Genomic DNA, 17,323 nt, shown 5'->3' on the forward strand with positions numbered 1-17,323 from the left:
GTTTTTATACAAACAACAATGAAATGAGCCAGCTTGCGCCGAATAACAGAAGCACGAGCAGGAAAAAGCACCAGTCGGCGCGGCGCACGGTAATAGTTCTGTAAAACGTGCGGTTTCGGCTCCCCGTAAAGCCTTTAGATTCCATCGCGATCGCCGTGCGTTCCGCCTTTCTGATTGCGCCTGCCAATAGCGGAATGGTGAAGCGCCTGACGGCGGAGAGCTTTCCTTTCAGCCCGGAATCAGACGCCGCGCCCCTGATTCTGTGCGCCTGCCGGATGATCAGGATTTCATCTTTCAGAAGAGGGAGAAACCGGAACCCCGCGATAACGCCGTATGCAAGCTTGGGCGGCAGCTTACACTGCTGAATCAGACTGAGCATGAACAGAATCGGATCGGTTGTGAAAAGAAACATCATCGACAAAGCGGAAAAACATAAAATACGAAACGCGATAGAAATCCCGAGCGCCGCGTTATCACTGTTGACGGCAATCGGCCCGAGCTTAAACAGCAGGTTGCTTCCGGTTGTCGGGACGTTTCCGAATACGGCGGCTGTCCATAAAGAACCGAAGGCCAGAATGACAAACGGAATCGTGAACAGCAGCCATTTTTTCAGCGGCACACGCCCCGCCGAGAGGACGCCTCCCGCAATGATGATATAAAACAAAGCAGGGGTGTACGGATTATAAATAAACGACAGCATAATGACGCATAACAATACAGCCGCCGCCTTTATTGACGGGTTAACAGCCTCCAGCCGCAAGTTCATTTCTCCGCCTCCTGTCGTGTTTCATCCATTCATACCGCAGCGGCAAAGCCAAATGCGCCTGCTCGGCGATCCCGGTGTTATCAGAAAATAAAGCGTCGGGAGTTCCCCGGAATACCAGTTTCGTGCCGCAGAGCACAAGGATCGTGTCGGCATAATCTGAGACGAGTTCCATATCGTGTGTCACCATCAAAACAGCCGTTCCTTCCTTTTGAATCTCACGGAGCATTTGCATACACTCCCGCGCCGTTTTGGCATCCTGTCCGAAAGTCGGTTCATCAAGCATCAAAACGTTCACATTGTGCATAAGCATTGTCGCGACACTGAGCCGGCGTTTTTGTCCTTGGCTTAAAGAAAACGGATGCTGTGAGGCATGGCGTCTCAGGCCGAATCGGGTTAACAGCTGAAGAGCTTTCTCCTTTGCGGGTCTGCTGCTTTCAAAACCGAACATCAGCTCTTGAATGACAGAATCTGTGACAAATTGGTGTTCAGGATTTTGGAAAACATATCCGGTCAGCCGCCGCAGCTCTTTTTCAGAATAGGAATCAATCGGTCTGCCGTCTATTTTGATGTCTCCGCCCAGCGGACGGATGAGCTTGGCCGCGGCAGAAAGGAGCGTGGATTTTCCTGTTCCGTTAGGGCCGGCAATCGCGGTGATTGAACCTTTTTTTACGGAAAAGCTCACATCCTGAAAAATGACGTCTGCTCCTCTTGAGAATGACAGCTCGTGAACGCTCAGCGCGTCTTCTGCCGAAAGCGCGGCGGGCCGGGGTTCGGGCAGAGATGGTATAGGTTCGTGAAACAGATTTTCTTTACACAATGTAAAAGGAATGCTGACGTGCTCCTGCAATGAGATCACACGCGGAATCGGAATGCCGAGCTGCATCAGCTCTTCAATCTTTGTTTCAAAGATAACGTCCGTCTCTCCGTCCATCACCTTCTGACCCGTTTCGTCAAGGACAATCGTCCTGTCCATCCACGGCGCCCAATGATCAAGCTGATGTTCGATAACGAGAAGGCCGAAGCCTTTTTTTGCTTGTAGATCTTTGATCAGCCGCACTAATTCACGTGCGGAATATGGATCAAGCTGTGCCGTCGGTTCGTCCAAAATAATGAGTTCCGGTTCCATCGCAATGATACAGGCAAGCGCCACTTTTTGTTTTGAACCGCCTGACAGCGAAGCGATCGTTCGCGTTTTCAGATGAGTGATCTCTAATTTTTCTAAAACGTCATCGATGATTGCGTCCATATCTTCTTTTGTATATTGCAAATTTTCCAAGCCGAAGGCGATTTCATCTTCAACCGTCAGCATGCAAAACTGCTGGTCCGGATCTTGAAACACGACGCCGATGGACCTGGCGGCGGGTTCTGTCAGATGTGAAAGAGGTGTTCCGTATAAAGAAACGGTTCCCGATTGAACCCCATCACATGCTTCCGGGTACAGACCGTTTAAACAGAGAGCGAGCGAGCTTTTGCCGCATCCGCTCGGCCCGAGCAATAAAGCCCGCTCTCCTTTGCGGAGCTGAAAGGACACGTTTTGAAGAATCGGCTTTTCATCCTGATCATAAGAAAAGGTAAGACAGCCGGCCGATAGAAGGGGCTCAGATGCCTGCATCTTGGTTCACCTGTTTCTTTTTCTTCTTGAATTGTTTTCCGAGCGCCATGCCGTTCAGCACCCCTGTGTAAGCCAGCGCATCACTGATTGCTTTGCCGAGAAGGCCGGCAAGAAGCGCACCTGAGATCAGACGGACAAGAAGCATGACGGCTAATAAACCCGGATTCAAAACAGAGTATCCGGAAACGAACAAGTCATAAATGAAGCTCGTCACAGAAGACCCCATACCGGATAAAAGAAGCACGGGCAGGGTATAAATCCGCCAGCGTGTCGCAAAAAAGACCGCTTCCGCACCGATTCCCTGTGCGATCCCGATCAGAATCACCATCGGTCCTGACGGATTTCCGAGTAAGCACTCCACAAACGCGGCGATGATTTCAGAAACAAGAGCCGCTCCCGGTTTTTGAATAATGTACGCGGCAATTACCGAGACGATAAACCAGATACCGTAAATCGGTTCGTAGCTCATCCGGCCGAAAAACCCTGCCGCTATATTGCTTGCATGAGTTGATACTAAATAAATGACAGCAAATACAACACTGATGACGGACATGACGACAATTTCTCTCATTTTCCAATTTTTCATTGTGATCTCCTGCTTTCTTATCGGATAGTCGTATGTATGAAAGAGATGATTTTACAGGCGGTTTATATTCAGTTTCATATTGCGGTGTCCTCCCCCGTTTTTTAATGAAAAATAAAAAACTGCATATCCGAGGGAATATGCAGCAGCAGAACGAAAACGCATGGGGAAAAACCCTGCGCTCCGGTCAATCTGCACTTCCCCACGCTGGTATTATCCAGATCGGGTTATAAGGGATCAAAACACGCCTGCCGCATGTTTTATCTCAGCCGATAACAGCACCCCTAGTGCGTTTCCTATACAGTTTTTTATGATGACATCATCATAGTTGATCATGTCTGATTTGTAAACAGCCTTTCTCCAAACAGAGTTTGGAATCGGACCGGATGATCATTCATAAAGATAAGAAGAGCCCTTTTGATCAAAAGGAAACGGAGGACATCTATGTTTGTTCATACAGTGCAGTCTGGCGACTCGTTATTTTCCATCAGCAGAAAGTACGGATACCCTGTTGACAGCATCAGAAGCGTCAACGGGCTTGAGGAAACGAATATCGTTCCGGGGCAGGCGCTTTTAATCCCTCTTAATGAATATACGGTTCAGCCGAATGATACGTATGCCGTTATCGCAGGTAAGGCTTATGTGCCGCAGATGCAGCTGATGCAGGCAAACCCGGATATTCCGCCGAACCGGCTGCGGGCGGGTATGAAAGTGAAGATCCCTGATATCTCTAACTATCTTGCGGGAACCCTGCAATTTTATGTCATTCGGACGCCTGAAGCGGATAGAGAGTTAATTAATGATTTTGCGCCGTATTCTTCGGCGATTTCTTTGTTTGAATATCATTTTGGACCGAACGGAGATATCATTAACGATTTAAACGACAGAACCGCAATAGAAACCACATGGCAGAACAGAGTGCGCCCGCTTGCCGTCATTACGAATCTGACAGAAGGGGGATTCAGTCCGGAATTAGCCCATCAAGTGCTGCAAAATCCGACGGCACGAACGAATCTCGTCAACAATATCGTCTCCTTAACCGTAAGAAGGGGATACGGCGGTGTAAATATCGATTTTGAACGGGTCAGAGAAGCTGACAGGGACCTCTTCACAGGATTTCTCCGGCAGTTAAAAACCCGGCTTTCAGAGCATCAGCTCGCGTTAACGATATCGGTTCCGGCAAAAACAAGTGATGCAGTGCCGTGGCTGAGGGGATATGATTACGGCGGAATCGGAGCCGTCGTCGATTATATGTTCATTATGGCGTACGACTGGCACCACGCCGGCAGTGAGCCGGGACCCGTGGCGCCTTTGACAGAGGTCAGGCAAACGATCAATTTTGCCATCAGCAGGGTGCCGAGAAGAAAAGTGATTCTCGGTGTTCCGCTGTACGGGTATGATTGGGTGATTCCGTCCCGTCCCGGAACGATCGGATCCGCCATCTCCAATCAGCGCGCCATGGAAACGGCCATGAAGCATCAATCAGTGATCCGTTATTCCCGGCAGGAGCGTTCCCCTTACTTCCGGTATACTGATGAAAATGGAAGAACGCATGAAGTGTGGTTTGAGGATGTGCGGAGCATGAGTGAAAAAATGGTTCTCGTTCGGGAGTTCGGACTGCAGGCGATCGGCGCGTGGCAATTAACGCTCGGTTTCAAACCGGGCCCGTGGCTGCTTAGGAACTTTTTCACGATCCGAAAAATATAGCTGCATGTCCCGCTCCGCAAGTGATTTTTTTTCCTATGATAACGGGTCTTCTTTTGGACAATCTAAAATTGAACAGGAGGTCTGTCATATGAAGAAAAGGGAAGAGCAGTATATCAACGAGGCTGAGTATGTACCGCATCCGACAAAAGAAGGGGAGTACGCGCTCATGCTGCATGAATCCTATCATTTCCTTTCAGAAGAGGATGAAAGCGATTTGCCGGAATAAGGGCTTTATGCCTTTATTCCGTTTATTTTATAGGCATGTGCTGAAATCACAAATTTAAGGTTGACACATTCCTTTTTTTTCTGTAATCTCAGTGTGTCAATTCAAATAAGAACTTCGTTAGGTGAGGCTCCTGTATGGAGATACGCTGCTGCCCAAAAATGTCCAAAGACGCCAATGGGTCAACAGGAATCATCGACATAAGGTGATTCTTAACGCAGCTGGATGGCTGTCCTATGCCATACAGTGCTAAAGCTCTACGATTGGAGGCCCCGCACGTTTATTTGCCGTGCTTGTTTTCGCCTTCATATCGGAAGGTTTTTTTTATGCCTCAAAACGTACACGACTGAGCATGATAAGGAGGTGCGGAGTATGGATTCTCCCCATTCGAGTATGTCAGAAGAAGTACCCATATACAGCCAGATAACCAGTGACGACATGATGAGGAGACAAACCGCCGCACTTCCCTTGACGGACGGCGCGTCTCCGTAAAGGAGGTACGAGTCCCGATGGTCCAAAACATGACCTATGACGAACTCATATTACGCATTATCATTTTATTGCGGGACGGAAAAATAAAAGAATTCCGAAACATGATAGATGAGCTTCAGCCCTATGATATGGCATTTTTGTTTAAAGAAATGCCGGAAAAGCACCGGGCCCGCTATCTGTCATATATGACGGTTGATGACATCACCGACATGATCGGAGAGCTGGAGCGGGAATTTCAGCTTGCCGTTTTGCATAAAGTCGGTAAAACGAAAGCCACTCTCGCAATGAATAAAATGGATAACGACGATCTCGCCGCATTGCTGGAAGAGATGGATGAAGAACTGAAAGAACAGCTTTTATCCAGCATGGAAGCTGAGGAATCAAAGGCCGTACAGCTTTTGATGAACTATCCGCAAGAATCGGCGGGCCGGATGATGACGAACCGCTTCGTCTGGATTCCGCAGCATTATACAGTAAAAGATGCGGTCGTGAAGCTGAAAAGCTTTGCAGAAATCGCAGAATCAATAAATTATTTGTACGTGATTAATGACAGCAAGCAGCTTGTCGGAGTGCTCTCTTACAGAGATTTAATTCTCGGCGAGCCTGAGGACAAAGTGCAGGATCTCATGTTTACGCGTGTCATCTCGGCCGGGGTGCTCCAAGACCAGGAAGAAGTCGCCCGGCTGATCCAGCGGTATGACTTTTTAGCCATTCCGATCGTGGAAGAAAATCATGTGCTTGTCGGTATTGTCACTGTCGATGATATTATTGACGTCGTGATTAAAGAAGCCGATGAAGATTACGAAAAATTCGCAGCCTCCGGTAAGGCGATTACATTTGATACGAAAGCGTACGTTGCGGCGTACCGCCGTTTGCCGTGGCTCATTCTGCTTTTGTTTATCGGATTGATTTCCGGAAGCATTCTGAATTATTTTGAAGATACATTGCAAAAAGTAGTCGCCCTCGCATTTTTCATGCCGATGATTGCGGGAACGACGGGTAATACAGGCACACAGTCACTCGCCGTCGTCATCAGAGGACTGGCTAAAGAAGAAATGAATAAAAAAACCATCTTTAAACTGATTTTCCGTGAATTAAGAACCAGTATCTATATCGGCATCGTCTGTGCGATCGCGATTACGATTGTCGCAACCGTCTGGCAGAAAGACTTAACGCTCGGTTTTGTCGTCGGTTCATCGCTGCTTGCAACGTTGATTATCGGTACGATGGCCGGAACGATCGTCCCTATTATTCTTCATAAACTGAACATTGACCCGGCGATTGCATCAGGACCGCTGATTACGACGCTGAACGATATTTTGTCCTTATTAATTTATTTCGGCATTGCAACTGCATTTCTTCATGCTTTATAAAAAAAGTCCGTCTCACAGGAGGCGGACTTTTTTGATCAGCGGTTTTTATACTTAAAATGAGCATTAAGCTGTCCTTCCAGCATTTTTTTGCGGAGCTGCGGGTCGTTTTTGAGAGCCTGTTCTTTTTTTCGCATGTCTTTTAAAATCTCAGCCGTCTGCACGCCGTCTTCCCGCTTGTTGGCAATATCCATCAGCCGCTCAACGTCCGCGAAGGAATACTTTCTCGTTCCCCGTGATGATCGCTGCGGGTAGATTAATTTCCGTTCTTCATAGTATCTGATCTGTCTGACTGACAATCCGGTTAATTCGCTTACAATGCCGATCGAGATTACTTTTTTATCTTTGTAAGATTGTTCGTCTGCCGTCATTTTTCCACCCCTGGATGTCTTTTACTCATATTATATAAGAAAAAAAGAGAAAAAACCTGACGCTTGTCAGGTTTTCTGACGCGGAATAGAAAATTTTAGAAAAAAAGCGGCAGAAAAATTGACAAGGTTAATGCATGGTCCTTTGCCCCGTTTTATGCTTACTGTACAGACACAATGAGGAGGAAGGATAGGAATGGAGAAAGAAAAAGCGGTTTCGCTGGCAAAAGAAATCATTGAATTAGATATGAAACGCGATGAAATGCTGGAGGCGTTCATGCAGCTTGCCGGGGAACATGCTTTTCCGCTGCTCAGAGCCGTCCAGAACGGACTTTACCGAAAAACATCATAATCCTACAGAAGTTTTACAATGGCTTTATACGTCTTTGATATAAAATCGTTATTCTGATCATAGAATAACGGAAAACAAAGGAGGCCGCCATGAGTCATTTGCTTCAAAATGCATTGGACAAAGAGAGAAACCATTATTCCAAAAAGCTTCTTCAGATCGGAGTCTATACGAAAGAAATACTCAATTCCATGACAATTACGGAGCTGAGAAAGGAATACGCGTATTTTTTTCGGAACATTCCCTATAAAGAACGGAACCCTTATACAAATTAAATGATGTATAAGGGTATTTTTTTATATAAAAAAGAAGGAATTCTGAAAAACGGCACGAATAGAATATAAAACAAAGAACGACTCTTATGAATTGTAAGGGTTTACATTATTTTTTTATAAAAATCTTAAATACGGGGTAGATATGATGAGATTATCATTTAACGAAGAAGAAGTGATGCGTTCGATGAATTTGTACAAAGTTTTTGCAAGGGCTTTCAAGAGTGTGTCTGAACACAGCATCCGCGACAGTAAAGAACACGGTTTTAATCCGACTGAATTTGCCGTTTTGGAGCTGCTCTATACGAGAGGACCGCAAAAGCTTCAGCAAATCGGGTCGCGTCTTTTGCTTGTCAGCGGGAATGTCACCTATGTCATCGACAAGCTTGAAAGAAACGGGTTTTTGGTCAGAGAACAAGACCCGAAGGACAAACGGTCTGTTTACGCCCATTTAACTGATAAAGGAAACGAGTATTTGGATAAAATTTATCCGATTCATTCATTGAGAATTGCGAGAGCGTTTTCAGGACTTATGCCTGAGGAACAGGAACAGCTGATAGCCTTACTGAAAAAAGCGGGAATTCACAGCCAGCATTTGCTTTTCCGTTAAAAGAAAGCGGATACAAACACTCTTCTTCAGGAAGAGTGTTTTTTTCTGTTCCGGACAGTAGAGCCTGAAGCGGTTTTTGCATAAGCTGATACAGGTCGGCATCATTATTTACCAATCATAATGTGACATGCCCCATGCCAAAATATGAGGGTGCTTTGAATATAAAGAAGGTGAACATGTGAGAAGCTGTCTGCTGTCTATATGGTACTTACTTGATCCGCTTTATTTTTTCTTTACCCGGCTGACGCTGATTGATAAACGGCAATCGAATGTATTCCGCGTCCGTTTGACAAGATATAAAGGAAAAGAAGTCATCCTGAGCGACGGAACCAGAATTAAAAAAAACGACGTGTTAGTTAAGATTCATCTTCATAATGTCAAACTCCTGAAAGAGCTGCAGCCTATTGAAAGCGCGGTCAGAAGGGGGATTATGCTATATCAGAAGGTATATCAATCCATGCCTCATTTAGCGGATTATATTAACCAGCATAAACGGAAAGACGAGATTAAGGGAGTCGTCGGCATTACAATGCTTCATAAAGGAGCGGCGAGACTCGGTTTTGATGTGATAAAACCGTCCAGCGGCTGCTACAGGCTGTTTAAGAAAGCGGCCCATATTCCGATTTTATACTTTACTGCAAAACAGCTCACCCTCAAAAACATTCCTTACTCCTGCTATTTATTTATTTCCAAAGAAAAATTGATGTGCACGTATCAGACTGAAAAGAGCTGACAAAAAGCGTCAGCTCTTTCTCTTGATTTGCTCAAGCACGATTGAAAGCGGGCCGTCCTGCGGATTCCGGTAAAAATCATAAAACGGATCTCCCTCTGTCCTGACGCGGTTCACTACTGTATCGATCGTATAATCATCAGGTGTTAAAGAGGAGTTGACTTCGCTCCAATAAAGGGGAGCCGCAACCGTTCCCAATTCGTTGCCCCGGGTCGAATAGGGGGCGATAATGGTTTTCCCTTCGGCATGCTGCAAATAATCTAGGTAGAGCCTGCCGTTTCGGTTTTTGATAAACCGCTCTGTCGTAAAAAGATCCGGGCGCGTCCTGACGCAATAATCGGCGATGAGCATTGTGAACGCACGGGTTTCTTCATAGGTGAATGCTTCCGGTGAAAGCGGGATGTAGAGCTGAATGCCTTTATTTCCGGAGAGCTTCGGGAATGACGTAATGCTGAATGAGTCAAACAGCTGTTTCAGCACATGCGCAGCCTCCACTGCCATGGGAAAATCATTCCTTGACGGAGGATCAAGATCAATGACGATTTCTGCGGGCCTTTCAGAATGCACTGTCTGAAACGGAACGTGAAATTCAAGCGCCAGCTGATTAGCCAGCCATAAAAGTGACGGTATGCTGCTGCATACGATGTGCTCGTGGCTCCCGTCAAACACGCTTGAGACAAAGTCCGGCGTGTAGTCCGGTTTGTTTTTTTGAAAAAAAGATTCGCCAGGCGCGCCGTGCGGATAACGGATCACCGTGACGGCCCGATCTTTAAGAAAGGGCATAAGAAAATCGCTCATTTTCACCATATAACTAAGGAAATCTGCTTTCGTTTTTTCACGTTTTTTAAAAACGATCTTATCCAGGCTTGTGAACTGCAGCTTCGGCGGCAGCGTTTTAGAGCGGAGGATAAGCTGCTGATACGTGCATTCCGTCCAATCCATTTCAAACTGAAAAGACACAAAGGATACTTCACGCAGCGTGTCCTGCAATATGGTTAAATACTGCACGGTCATGCAGATAGAAGGCTCAAGTGTATACTCGCCGTTGGGCAGTTTTTTTCCGTGGGTCTCCATAATGGTTCTGACGGCGTTTTTTTCTTCCGCCTGCATGCCGTGGGAAACGGAAGCGATCGGGACGACGGTGCCGTCTTTTAATACCGAGGTCGTCACATACCCGTTCTTCGGATTGAATCCGGTTAATAGCACGTGAGCCGTTTTCATATGTTTATACTTTTGCCAGTCGGGAGAGCGTTTATTTTCCGCCCAGCCGCTGGAAGCCCTTTTTGCTACGATGCCTTCTCCGTCATGGCGGACGACCTTGTCCCAAAGCGCATCAAAATCAGTGTGCTCCGGAATGTATTGAATCGCTTCTTCCGCTAAGTGATGAGGGCAGGCGGGAAGATTTGCTTCTTTAAACAGTTTGGAAAGGGCGCGCTTTCGTTTCACATACGGTAATGAGACGGTGCCGGCGCCTTCCAGAACGAGGAGATCAAATGCCAGAAAGCGGCACGGCCGTCTATCAGCGGTGCTTTCAATTGCTTCTGTCCGTTTTAAACGTCCGCGGATTTGAAGATGCTCAAAGTCCGCTCTGTACGGATTGATTAAATAGACAAGCTCTCCGTCAAGCGTAATGGGGAACCTGTCTTTCATGTGCTGAAAACACCGGGCCGCAAAAGCCGTGATTTCCGGAAATTGATTCGTCAGCGTCTGTCCGTTTCTGCTGGTTAATGTAACGCCGCTTTCGTCTATGCGGAGAAGACAGCGGAATCCGTCATACTTTACCTCATAGCGCCACTCACTGCCTTCAGGCGGTTCAGAGGTCAAAATCGGCTGCATCGTCAGCACCATGATTAAGACGTTCCGGCTTTTTGTCTGGTCGTCTTTTGCTTTTTGCCTCCGCCGCCTGCTGAAGCGGCGTCTTTTGTCCGCGCCGGTGCAGCCTGTTCGCGATCCGGCCGCTTCGTCCGGTCAATGCTTGCCTGAAGCGCGCTGACAAGATCGATGACATCTTCGCGCGGACCGGCAGCAGCCGGTGTCACGCCCGCTTCTTCATGTTCGAGCTTATCGTTAATTTTAGCGAGAAGGGCTTTCCGGTATGTGTCTTCGTATTGTTCCGGGTCAAACTCGGTTGTCAGTTCATTAATTAACGTAATCGCCGTCTGCAGCTCTTTTTCATTAACGGCTGTCTGCTCGGGAACGCCCGGCACATGTCCGGCATTTCTGACTTCATCCGGATAATGAATGGATTCCATCACGATGCAGTTGTCATACACGCGAAGAATCGCAAGCTGCTGTTTAGAGCGGATCGTAATGGAGGCAATCCCGATTTTACCCGTCGTTCTCAGCGCTTCCCGCAGAAGTGTATAGGCTTTTGTACCGTTATCTCCCGGCCCGACATAATACGACCGGTTAAAATAAATCGGATCAATTTCCTGCAGCTGGACAAAGTCAACAATCTCAACCGCTTTTTCTTCATGTTCCTGTTTTACGTCTTTCAAGTCTTCGTCTGTCATAATGACGTATTTCCCTTTTACATACTCATAGCCTTTCACGATTTCATCAGGTTCCAGACTTTTTTCACATCCGGTGCAGATTTTTTCGTATTTAATCGGCGCATGGTCTTCTTTATGAAGACTGCGGAATTTTATATCTTTATCTTCAGTGGCCGCGAAGAGCTTGACCGGGATATTGACGAGGCCGAAACTGATCGAACCCTTCCACATTGTGTGCATGAATAAAAACTCCTTTTTGTCTTTATTGTGGATAAACGGGTCCGTTCCATGTGTAGCAACTTATGGGTGTTGCGCCGCTTCATGGAGCGGCTGTTCCATTTCCTCAGGCGGAAATGGTCGGCTGAAAAGGAAATGAATTCTTTATTTACAATCAGTGAATCGGTAAGTTCTTTAAAGCGCTGAAGTCCCTGAAAATCATCAGCGGTAATCAAAAAGATTATACAAAATCATTCCCCGGGAAATGCCCACGCATTCCCATGTGGTGACTGAGAAAATTTCCCGCTCCCATATGAACTGAATCCGCGGTCAGCCGCCGCTTACTTTTCGGGAGATCTTAAGTGATGTAAACGCCGCCAGACAAGCAATCAGGAGACAGGCGGGACGTTGTATTGCGCATGTCATTCCCTCCCGCTATACCGATCTGAAACGACTCACATTTATAAAGGGCATGTCTAAAAGATATTTCAGCCTCAAGGTTTTGTGTTAAAATCATTCTTAAGTTTCGGAATATAGACGTAAGCCGGGAGTGATAGATCATCGAAGATTTCATCATATCAATAATAGAGGCGTTTAAAAGCTTATCTTATGCCGGAATTTTTTTGGCGCTCAGTATAGAATTCATCCCGGCGGAAATTGTTCTTCCGCTTGCGGGCTATTGGGTCTCAAAAGGGGATATGACACTTGCCGGGACCGTGTTTGCCGGTTCGCTCGGCGGTGTTTCAGGTCCGCTTGTCTTATATGGAATCGGCAGGCTGGGCGGTCGGCCGTTTTTGCTGAAATATGGAAAGTATATATGGATAAAACCCGAATCCCTGCAGAAATCAGATGATTTCTTTCAGAAGCACGGAGGTTTGGTCGCGTTCAGCGGCCGTTTTATACCGGGGGTCAGGACGCTGATTTCTTTGCCGTGCGGCATAGCGAAGATGAATGTCTGGGTGTTCTCTCTATATACATATGCAGCGATGCTGCCGATTACATTTGCTTACGTATACCTCGGAATGAAACTCGGGGAAAATTGGAAAAGCGTCGGTTCCATTCTCGATCAATATATGCTGCCGCTCGGTATATTCATTGTGTTGCTTCTCATTCTTTGGATGTTTTTAAAGAGAAGAAAACAGCGGGCCAAAACAGAAAAAATTTCTCAATTTGTTAAAAAAGTTAAGCGTTGACAAATGATGAAACAGGCTTTATCATGAGCGTATAAACAAATATTTCTTGAAATCCCAAAGGGGAGTAGCGTCCGGATATTCCGGAAACAAAGTCGTCAATTCATGGATCATATCCATCGGCTTTGTTGGCATGCCAATCATTCATGTCTAGCAAGACCTTTGCCTTATATCGGCAAAGGTCTTTTTTGCGTAAAAAAACCGCCGGTATAAGCTCGGATGATAGAAAAAAGAAACGGAGGGAATGGATTGGACTTTGCATTATTATTGGAGTATGGATGGGTTCTTCTCGTTTTAATCGGGCTGGAAGGGATTTTGGCGGCGGATAACGCGCTGGTGATGGCTGTGATGGTGAAGCATCTTCCTGAAAAACAAAGGAAGAAGGCTTTATTTTACGGATTGGCGGGTGCATTTATTTTGCGTTTCGGGTCGCTGTTCGCCATTTCTTTTCTGGTGAATGTTTGGCAGGTCCAGGCCGTCGGCGCTTTATATCTGTTTTACATTGCGGTCAGCCATTTGCTGAAGCGGTATGTATTTAAAGATAACGCCGGTCAGAAAACGCAGAAAGAAAGCGGGTTTTGGCAGACTGTCTTGAAAGTGGAGCTCGCGGACATCGCTTTTGCCGTTGACTCCATTTTAGCTGCGGTCGCGCTTGCCGTAACGCTCCCGGGAACAGAGCTTCCTGCCATCGGCGGCTTGGACGGCGGTCAGTTTCTCGTTATTTTAGCCGGCGGCGTAATCGGTTTAATCATTATGCGTTTTGCGGCATCAATGTTCGTATCCTTACTGAAAACCAGGCCGGGCCTTGAAACGGCGGCATTTGTGATTGTCGGATGGGTAGGCGTAAAGCTCGCTCTTTATACATTGGCCCATGAGGAACTCGGTATAATTCCGGCAGATGTCATCCATTCGGCGGCCTGGAAAATCATTTTCTGGGCGGTTCTGGCTGCCATCGCGGTTTGCGGATGGTTTATGTCAGGAGCAAAACAAATAGAGTCTGGCGCGGAATCGGAAAAAAGAGAACACGCGTAAAATGATCAAAAAGGGAGTCTGGCTTTTTAAAAAGCAGGTTCCCTTTTTTGTTTGAAACGCTTACATTTAAGACATATGATAACAATTTTATAACAGCATTGTTACAAAAAACACAGAGAAAACCCCCTTAATTCTGCATGGGGGCACGAAATCATGTATAGTACGTCTTATTGGCTTGTCATAATTGAGACAAATGAAATCGATTTCTCTTTTTCTTCCTTTGCGAATCCCTACTAAATTAGCTATGATTATGAGTAGTTATAGGGAGGAACTGAGGTGAAACCAGTGCTTAGCCTTTTGTTTAAATTGGGAAAAAAGAAGCAAACGCTTGAAACATCTGTTGAAAAAATACAAAAAGGCGACAAAGATCTGCAGAACGATTTAATACAGCAATATAAGCCTTTTATCGCGAAGACGGTTTCATCCGTTTGTAAACGATATATAGATGAAAAAGACGACGAATTCAGCATCGGGCTGATCGCGTTTAACGAAGCCATTGAAAAGTATTCGGCTGAAAAAGGTAATTCGCTGCTTGCATTTGCAGAGCTGATTATAAAAAGAAAAGTGATAGACTATATCAGAAAAGAAGCAAGAACCGCTCAGCATATCAATATGGATGTGCAGGAAGGCGACGACCAGGAATCTTCGCAGAGCCTTATCGAAGCGGAGCTTTCCATTGATGAATACCGCAAACAGATAGAGCAGGAACAGCGCCGGGAAGAAATTCTTTTTTTTCAGAAGCAGCTCAAAGAATACGGGCTGTCTTTTAAAGAGCTGCTGGAACAATCGCCGAAGCATACAGATGCGAGGCAGAATGCGATTAAGGTAGCCTACACGCTTGTTGAAAATGAAGAGCTGGCGTCCATTTTGCACCAGAAAAAACAGCTTCCTGTCAAACAGCTGGAGCAGCTCGTGTCGGTCAGCAGAAAAACGATCGAACGGAACCGAAAATATATCATCGCCATGAGTATTATTATTACCGGTGATTATATTTATTTAAAAGATTATCTTAAAGGGGTGTTGCACTCATGAGAAGAGGGATCATAGTAGAGAAAAATAAAAAATTCGTCACGTTGCTAACCCCTGACGGACAATTTTTAAAAACAAAAAATGATCACCGCACTTGTGAAATCGGAGAGGAAATTACGTTCGAAGGCGAAACGCGTATGGGAAGAAGGGCCAGCTTTTTTGATTTTCTGAAACTGCGCCCTTTTAAATTGGGAGTGTTTACGATGACTGCTATTATTTTGTTTATTTTAATTTTGCTCCCGGTTTTTTCGGATAACAAAGCTTACGCGTATATGACGCTTGACATTAATCCCAGTATTGAAATGGCTTTAAACAGCAAATATGAAGTCATTGAACTGACACCGCTGAACCATGACGCCAAACAGGTCATCAGTGACATCGGAGATTGGAAAAGCAGCGATTTTAAGGAAGTCATCAGTAATATTATTACCGATTGCAGCAAGCATGGATATGTAAAGGAATCAAAAGAGATTTTAATTTCCACGGTTTATGAAAATACAGATGACAATACATATAAAAAAGGCGTTAAAAAACAGCTGGCCGACATGACTGAAAAATATAAGGGCACCTACCAGGTCCAATCGCTTGAATCTGATATGGAAACAAGAGAAAAAGCAAAACAGGAAGGGGTGTCAACAGGCAGCTACATAAGAAGAAACGAAAAGAAAACAGAAGAAAAACAGCCTGAAAAGCAAACCGACGGCAATGAAACAGATCAAAAAGATACCGAAACAGACGCTGATCAAAGCGAGCAGCCGGACACAGATAAGCCGGCGGCTGATGAAAAGACAGCTCCTGATGAAGAAAAGGCAGCAGAGAAGCCGGGAAATAATGAAACAACGCCCGGTACGGAAGAAGCGAAGCCGGACAGTCAGGACGGCAATCAGCAAACCGAAAAAAATGCAGCTTCCGGATCAGAGGAAAACACACAGAAGGAACAAGATGGGGAAACAGAGCAGCCCCCAACACAAAATCCTCAGGAAAACGGAAATGACAAAGAGCCTAAGCAAAAGTATTACAATCATTACTGGAATCATGATCGCAATAAACATTGGGAATCCTATCGGCATCATGAAGATTCGTCAGACCGAAGGAATCCGAACGGCTACCGGCACGGAAAGGAGAATGCCGATAAATATCAAAATTCGCCGAGAAGTCCCGGCGAATAAGCTGCATTATTGATTTTTCCCGTTTAATTGTGATTGAGCCTGCTGTACAAGACGTTTTGTCATTTCCCCGCCTACAGAGCCGTTTGCGCGTGCTGCTGTATCAGAGCTAAGGTTCACGCCGAATTCTTGAGCCACTTCGTATTTAAATTGGTCAAGTGCCTGCTCAGCCCCTGGAACTAAGAGTTTATTTCTGCTCGCCATCTTTTTCATCTCCTTTTCTCTGGCAAGATGTGTTTTCGCATTTTAGTTTCAAACGGAACGGTATTGATTATGCTGGCAATTGTTGTACAGCAAAAAAACCCCGGCGCAGACACCGGGGCGAAGAAGCGTTATGAATTATAATAAATGGCTGATCATTTTGTAGGCTGAGGCTTGAATATGGAAAGTCAAAACGGAGAGCACCGTGACGGCGATTATGGATCTGATATTGTTCCATTGTCCGCTTCCGAGTTCTTTAAAGCAGCCTTTGAGCTTGTCCGTCTGCTCTTCGACGAGCTCCTGCAGGCTCGTTTCCTTCATCGGCGGGTTTGCCTTATGATGAAGATAATCAATCACTTGGGCGCAGCTTTCATAGTAGCTGATCGGGCTGATGACGTCGTCTGATCTGTCTGTGATCGTGTTAAAAGCAATTTTTAATATGCCGCGTATATGTTCGAAGTCATAAATTGATTTTAAATCACGTACAATGAGAAGGATGACAGCTTGTTCAATTGTATATTTTTTGCCGAGTAAGGGGTGGCCGATTAAATCTTTAATATCGCGCTTCACCCAGTTTTGGACGGCGGTTGATTTTAAAGACGTCAGCTCGCACAGATTTCCCAGCTCGACAATCTCGTTAGTTGAAAGCCCGTATTCCTTTTTCTCTTTTTTTCGTTCGAATCTCGTCAGAAATTCAGGGATATGCAGACGGCTTTCCGCTTCATCCAAGGTCATATCCGCTGATTGCAATAAGATTTGGAGAGGAGTTGCGTCTCCTTGGCCTTTTAACGCGTAAAGAAGCCGGACCATATCAGTTCGGGTCAGTTTAAACGTGTTCATGGTTCACCTCTGATTGATTACGTGTTCACTTTTTAATATCACTGAGAATTACATTAACATCATACGTCGAAATTG

At 45.8% G+C, this 17,323-nt stretch carries 18 protein-coding genes, 1 pseudogene and 2 riboswitches; of the genes and pseudogenes, 11 read left to right on the forward strand and 8 right to left on the reverse strand.

Annotation, left to right across the window (positions count from 1 at the left end; genetic code table 11):
- Positions 1-4: 4 nt before the first annotated feature.
- Genes NYE38_RS06845 through NYE38_RS06855 form a run of 3 tightly spaced genes read right to left on the reverse strand, consistent with a single transcriptional unit; the run spans position 5 to position 2,964 of the window.
- A complete protein-coding gene (locus NYE38_RS06845) occupies positions 5-766 on the reverse strand; it encodes an energy-coupling factor transporter transmembrane component T (RefSeq protein ID WP_017417634.1) in 762 nt (253 codons plus the stop codon).
- Positions 741-2,378, reverse strand: coding sequence for an ABC transporter ATP-binding protein (locus NYE38_RS06850; protein WP_017417635.1), 1,638 nt, complete (start codon positions 2,376-2,378; stop codon positions 741-743). Before NYE38_RS06850 ends, NYE38_RS06845 begins: the two co-directional genes overlap by 26 nt.
- Positions 2,365-2,964 carry an ECF transporter S component gene (locus tag NYE38_RS06855; RefSeq protein ID WP_014417560.1) on the reverse strand — a complete coding sequence of 200 codons (600 nt, stop codon included), beginning with the start codon at positions 2,962-2,964 and terminating at the stop codon, positions 2,365-2,367. The genes NYE38_RS06850 and NYE38_RS06855 overlap by 14 nt, the downstream gene beginning before the upstream one ends.
- A 179-nt stretch (positions 2,965-3,143) precedes the next feature.
- A riboswitch (TPP riboswitch) is annotated at positions 3,144-3,257 on the reverse strand.
- 148 nt (positions 3,258-3,405) lie between these two features.
- Here NYE38_RS06855 and NYE38_RS06860 point away from each other — a divergent pair.
- The 3 genes from NYE38_RS06860 to mgtE all read left to right on the forward strand — a co-directional run bounded on the left by NYE38_RS06860 (position 3,406) and on the right by mgtE (position 6,756).
- Entirely contained in the window at positions 3,406-4,668 is a 1,263-nt protein-coding gene (locus NYE38_RS06860; protein ID WP_017417636.1) for a glycoside hydrolase family 18 protein, read from the forward strand.
- Between the two features lie 88 nt (positions 4,669-4,756).
- A complete protein-coding gene (locus NYE38_RS06865) occupies positions 4,757-4,894 on the forward strand; it encodes a transcriptional regulator SplA domain-containing protein (protein ID WP_003154740.1) in 138 nt (45 codons plus the stop codon).
- Between the two features lie 106 nt (positions 4,895-5,000).
- A riboswitch (M-box (ykoK) riboswitch) is annotated at positions 5,001-5,166 on the forward strand.
- 234 nt (positions 5,167-5,400) lie between these two features.
- Positions 5,401-6,756 (forward strand): magnesium transporter, encoded by a 1,356-nt coding sequence (gene mgtE / locus NYE38_RS06870; protein WP_017417637.1) that lies wholly within the window; start codon positions 5,401-5,403, stop codon positions 6,754-6,756.
- Positions 6,757-6,791: 35 nt separating this feature from the next.
- On the opposite strand, the gene NYE38_RS06875 is transcribed toward mgtE, so the two are convergent.
- A complete protein-coding gene (locus tag NYE38_RS06875) occupies positions 6,792-7,124 on the reverse strand; it encodes a MerR family transcriptional regulator (protein WP_014417562.1) in 333 nt (110 codons plus the stop codon).
- A gap of 193 nt (positions 7,125-7,317) precedes the next feature.
- On the opposite strand from NYE38_RS06875, the gene NYE38_RS06880 reads away from it, so the two are divergent.
- The 4 genes from NYE38_RS06880 to NYE38_RS06895 all read left to right on the forward strand — a co-directional run bounded on the left by NYE38_RS06880 (position 7,318) and on the right by NYE38_RS06895 (position 9,085).
- Complete coding sequence (locus tag NYE38_RS06880) at positions 7,318-7,473, forward strand: hypothetical protein (RefSeq protein ID WP_003154733.1); 156 nt, start codon at positions 7,318-7,320, stop codon at positions 7,471-7,473.
- Positions 7,474-7,562: 89 nt separating this feature from the next.
- Positions 7,563-7,745 (forward strand): Fur-regulated basic protein FbpA, encoded by a 183-nt coding sequence (locus NYE38_RS06885; protein WP_015388327.1) that lies wholly within the window; start codon positions 7,563-7,565, stop codon positions 7,743-7,745.
- Between the two features lie 142 nt (positions 7,746-7,887).
- Positions 7,888-8,352, forward strand: coding sequence for a MarR family transcriptional regulator (locus NYE38_RS06890; RefSeq protein WP_007610911.1), 465 nt, complete (start codon positions 7,888-7,890; stop codon positions 8,350-8,352).
- A gap of 178 nt (positions 8,353-8,530) precedes the next feature.
- On the forward strand, positions 8,531-9,085 hold the full coding sequence (locus NYE38_RS06895) for a hypothetical protein (RefSeq protein WP_007407215.1): 555 nt from the start codon (positions 8,531-8,533) through the stop codon (positions 9,083-9,085).
- A 9-nt stretch (positions 9,086-9,094) separates the two neighbouring features.
- Here NYE38_RS06895 and NYE38_RS06900 read toward each other — a convergent pair whose 3' ends face one another.
- Both NYE38_RS06900 and NYE38_RS06905 read right to left on the reverse strand, forming a co-directional pair.
- Positions 9,095-10,930 carry a DNA ligase D gene (locus tag NYE38_RS06900; protein ID WP_065180230.1) on the reverse strand — a complete coding sequence of 612 codons (1,836 nt, stop codon included), beginning with the start codon at positions 10,928-10,930 and terminating at the stop codon, positions 9,095-9,097.
- A 2-nt stretch (positions 10,931-10,932) separates the two neighbouring features.
- Entirely contained in the window at positions 10,933-11,814 is an 882-nt protein-coding gene (locus NYE38_RS06905; protein WP_007610913.1) for a Ku protein, read from the reverse strand.
- Between the two features lie 599 nt (positions 11,815-12,413).
- Between NYE38_RS06905 and NYE38_RS06910 the strand changes: the two genes are divergently transcribed.
- From NYE38_RS06910 to NYE38_RS06925, 4 genes and pseudogenes are all read left to right on the forward strand, one after another.
- Entirely contained in the window at positions 12,414-12,983 is a 570-nt protein-coding gene (locus NYE38_RS06910) for a DedA family protein (RefSeq protein WP_007407212.1), read from the forward strand.
- A 130-nt stretch (positions 12,984-13,113) separates the two neighbouring features.
- Positions 13,114-14,012 (forward strand): annotated as a pseudogene (locus NYE38_RS06915) (TerC family protein).
- A gap of 276 nt (positions 14,013-14,288) precedes the next feature.
- Positions 14,289-15,044, forward strand: coding sequence for an RNA polymerase sigma factor SigI (gene sigI / locus NYE38_RS06920; RefSeq protein ID WP_003154719.1), 756 nt, complete (start codon positions 14,289-14,291; stop codon positions 15,042-15,044).
- Complete coding sequence (locus NYE38_RS06925) at positions 15,041-16,210, forward strand: anti-sigma factor domain-containing protein (protein ID WP_340802944.1); 1,170 nt, start codon at positions 15,041-15,043, stop codon at positions 16,208-16,210. The genes sigI and NYE38_RS06925 overlap by 4 nt, the downstream gene beginning before the upstream one ends.
- A gap of 6 nt (positions 16,211-16,216) precedes the next feature.
- On the opposite strand, the gene NYE38_RS06930 is transcribed toward NYE38_RS06925, so the two are convergent.
- Positions 16,217-16,411, reverse strand: a complete 195-nt coding sequence (locus NYE38_RS06930) for an alpha/beta-type small acid-soluble spore protein (RefSeq protein WP_003154717.1) — start codon at positions 16,409-16,411, stop codon at positions 16,217-16,219.
- Positions 16,412-16,546: 135 nt separating this feature from the next.
- Positions 16,547-17,248: a DUF1836 domain-containing protein gene (locus tag NYE38_RS06935; RefSeq protein ID WP_012117404.1), complete on the reverse strand. Its 702-nt coding sequence runs from the start codon at positions 17,246-17,248 to the stop codon at positions 16,547-16,549.
- Positions 17,249-17,323: the final 75 nt, after the last annotated feature.

The sequence above is a fragment of the Bacillus sp. EU63 genome (genome assembly GCF_038592915.1).
Classification (GTDB): Bacteria; Bacillota; Bacilli; order Bacillales; family Bacillaceae; genus Bacillus; species Bacillus velezensis.

Coding starts and splice junctions, on each gene's coding strand:
- NYE38_RS06885 (WP_015388327.1), top strand. CDS start 7,563: ATGAGTCATTTGCTTCAAAATGCATTGGACAAAGAGAGAAACCATTAT.
- NYE38_RS06925 (WP_340802944.1), top strand. CDS start 15,041: ATGAGAAGAGGGATCATAGTAGAGAAAAATAAAAAATTCGTCACGTTG.
- NYE38_RS06845 (WP_017417634.1), bottom strand. CDS start 766: ATGAACTTGCGGCTGGAGGCTGTTAACCCGTCAATAAAGGCGGCGGCT.
- mgtE (WP_017417637.1), top strand. CDS start 5,401: ATGGTCCAAAACATGACCTATGACGAACTCATATTACGCATTATCATT.
- NYE38_RS06900 (WP_065180230.1), bottom strand. CDS start 10,930: ATGGTGCTGACGATGCAGCCGATTTTGACCTCTGAACCGCCTGAAGGC.
- NYE38_RS06930 (WP_003154717.1), bottom strand. CDS start 16,411: ATGGCGAGCAGAAATAAACTCTTAGTTCCAGGGGCTGAGCAGGCACTT.
- NYE38_RS06860 (WP_017417636.1), top strand. CDS start 3,406: ATGTTTGTTCATACAGTGCAGTCTGGCGACTCGTTATTTTCCATCAGC.
- NYE38_RS06935 (WP_012117404.1), bottom strand. CDS start 17,248: ATGAACACGTTTAAACTGACCCGAACTGATATGGTCCGGCTTCTTTAC.
- NYE38_RS06865 (WP_003154740.1), top strand. CDS start 4,757: ATGAAGAAAAGGGAAGAGCAGTATATCAACGAGGCTGAGTATGTACCG.
- NYE38_RS06880 (WP_003154733.1), top strand. CDS start 7,318: ATGGAGAAAGAAAAAGCGGTTTCGCTGGCAAAAGAAATCATTGAATTA.
- NYE38_RS06875 (WP_014417562.1), bottom strand. CDS start 7,124: ATGACGGCAGACGAACAATCTTACAAAGATAAAAAAGTAATCTCGATC.
- NYE38_RS06905 (WP_007610913.1), bottom strand. CDS start 11,814: ATGCACACAATGTGGAAGGGTTCGATCAGTTTCGGCCTCGTCAATATC.
- NYE38_RS06855 (WP_014417560.1), bottom strand. CDS start 2,964: ATGAAAAATTGGAAAATGAGAGAAATTGTCGTCATGTCCGTCATCAGT.
- NYE38_RS06890 (WP_007610911.1), top strand. CDS start 7,888: ATGATGAGATTATCATTTAACGAAGAAGAAGTGATGCGTTCGATGAAT.
- NYE38_RS06850 (WP_017417635.1), bottom strand. CDS start 2,378: ATGCAGGCATCTGAGCCCCTTCTATCGGCCGGCTGTCTTACCTTTTCT.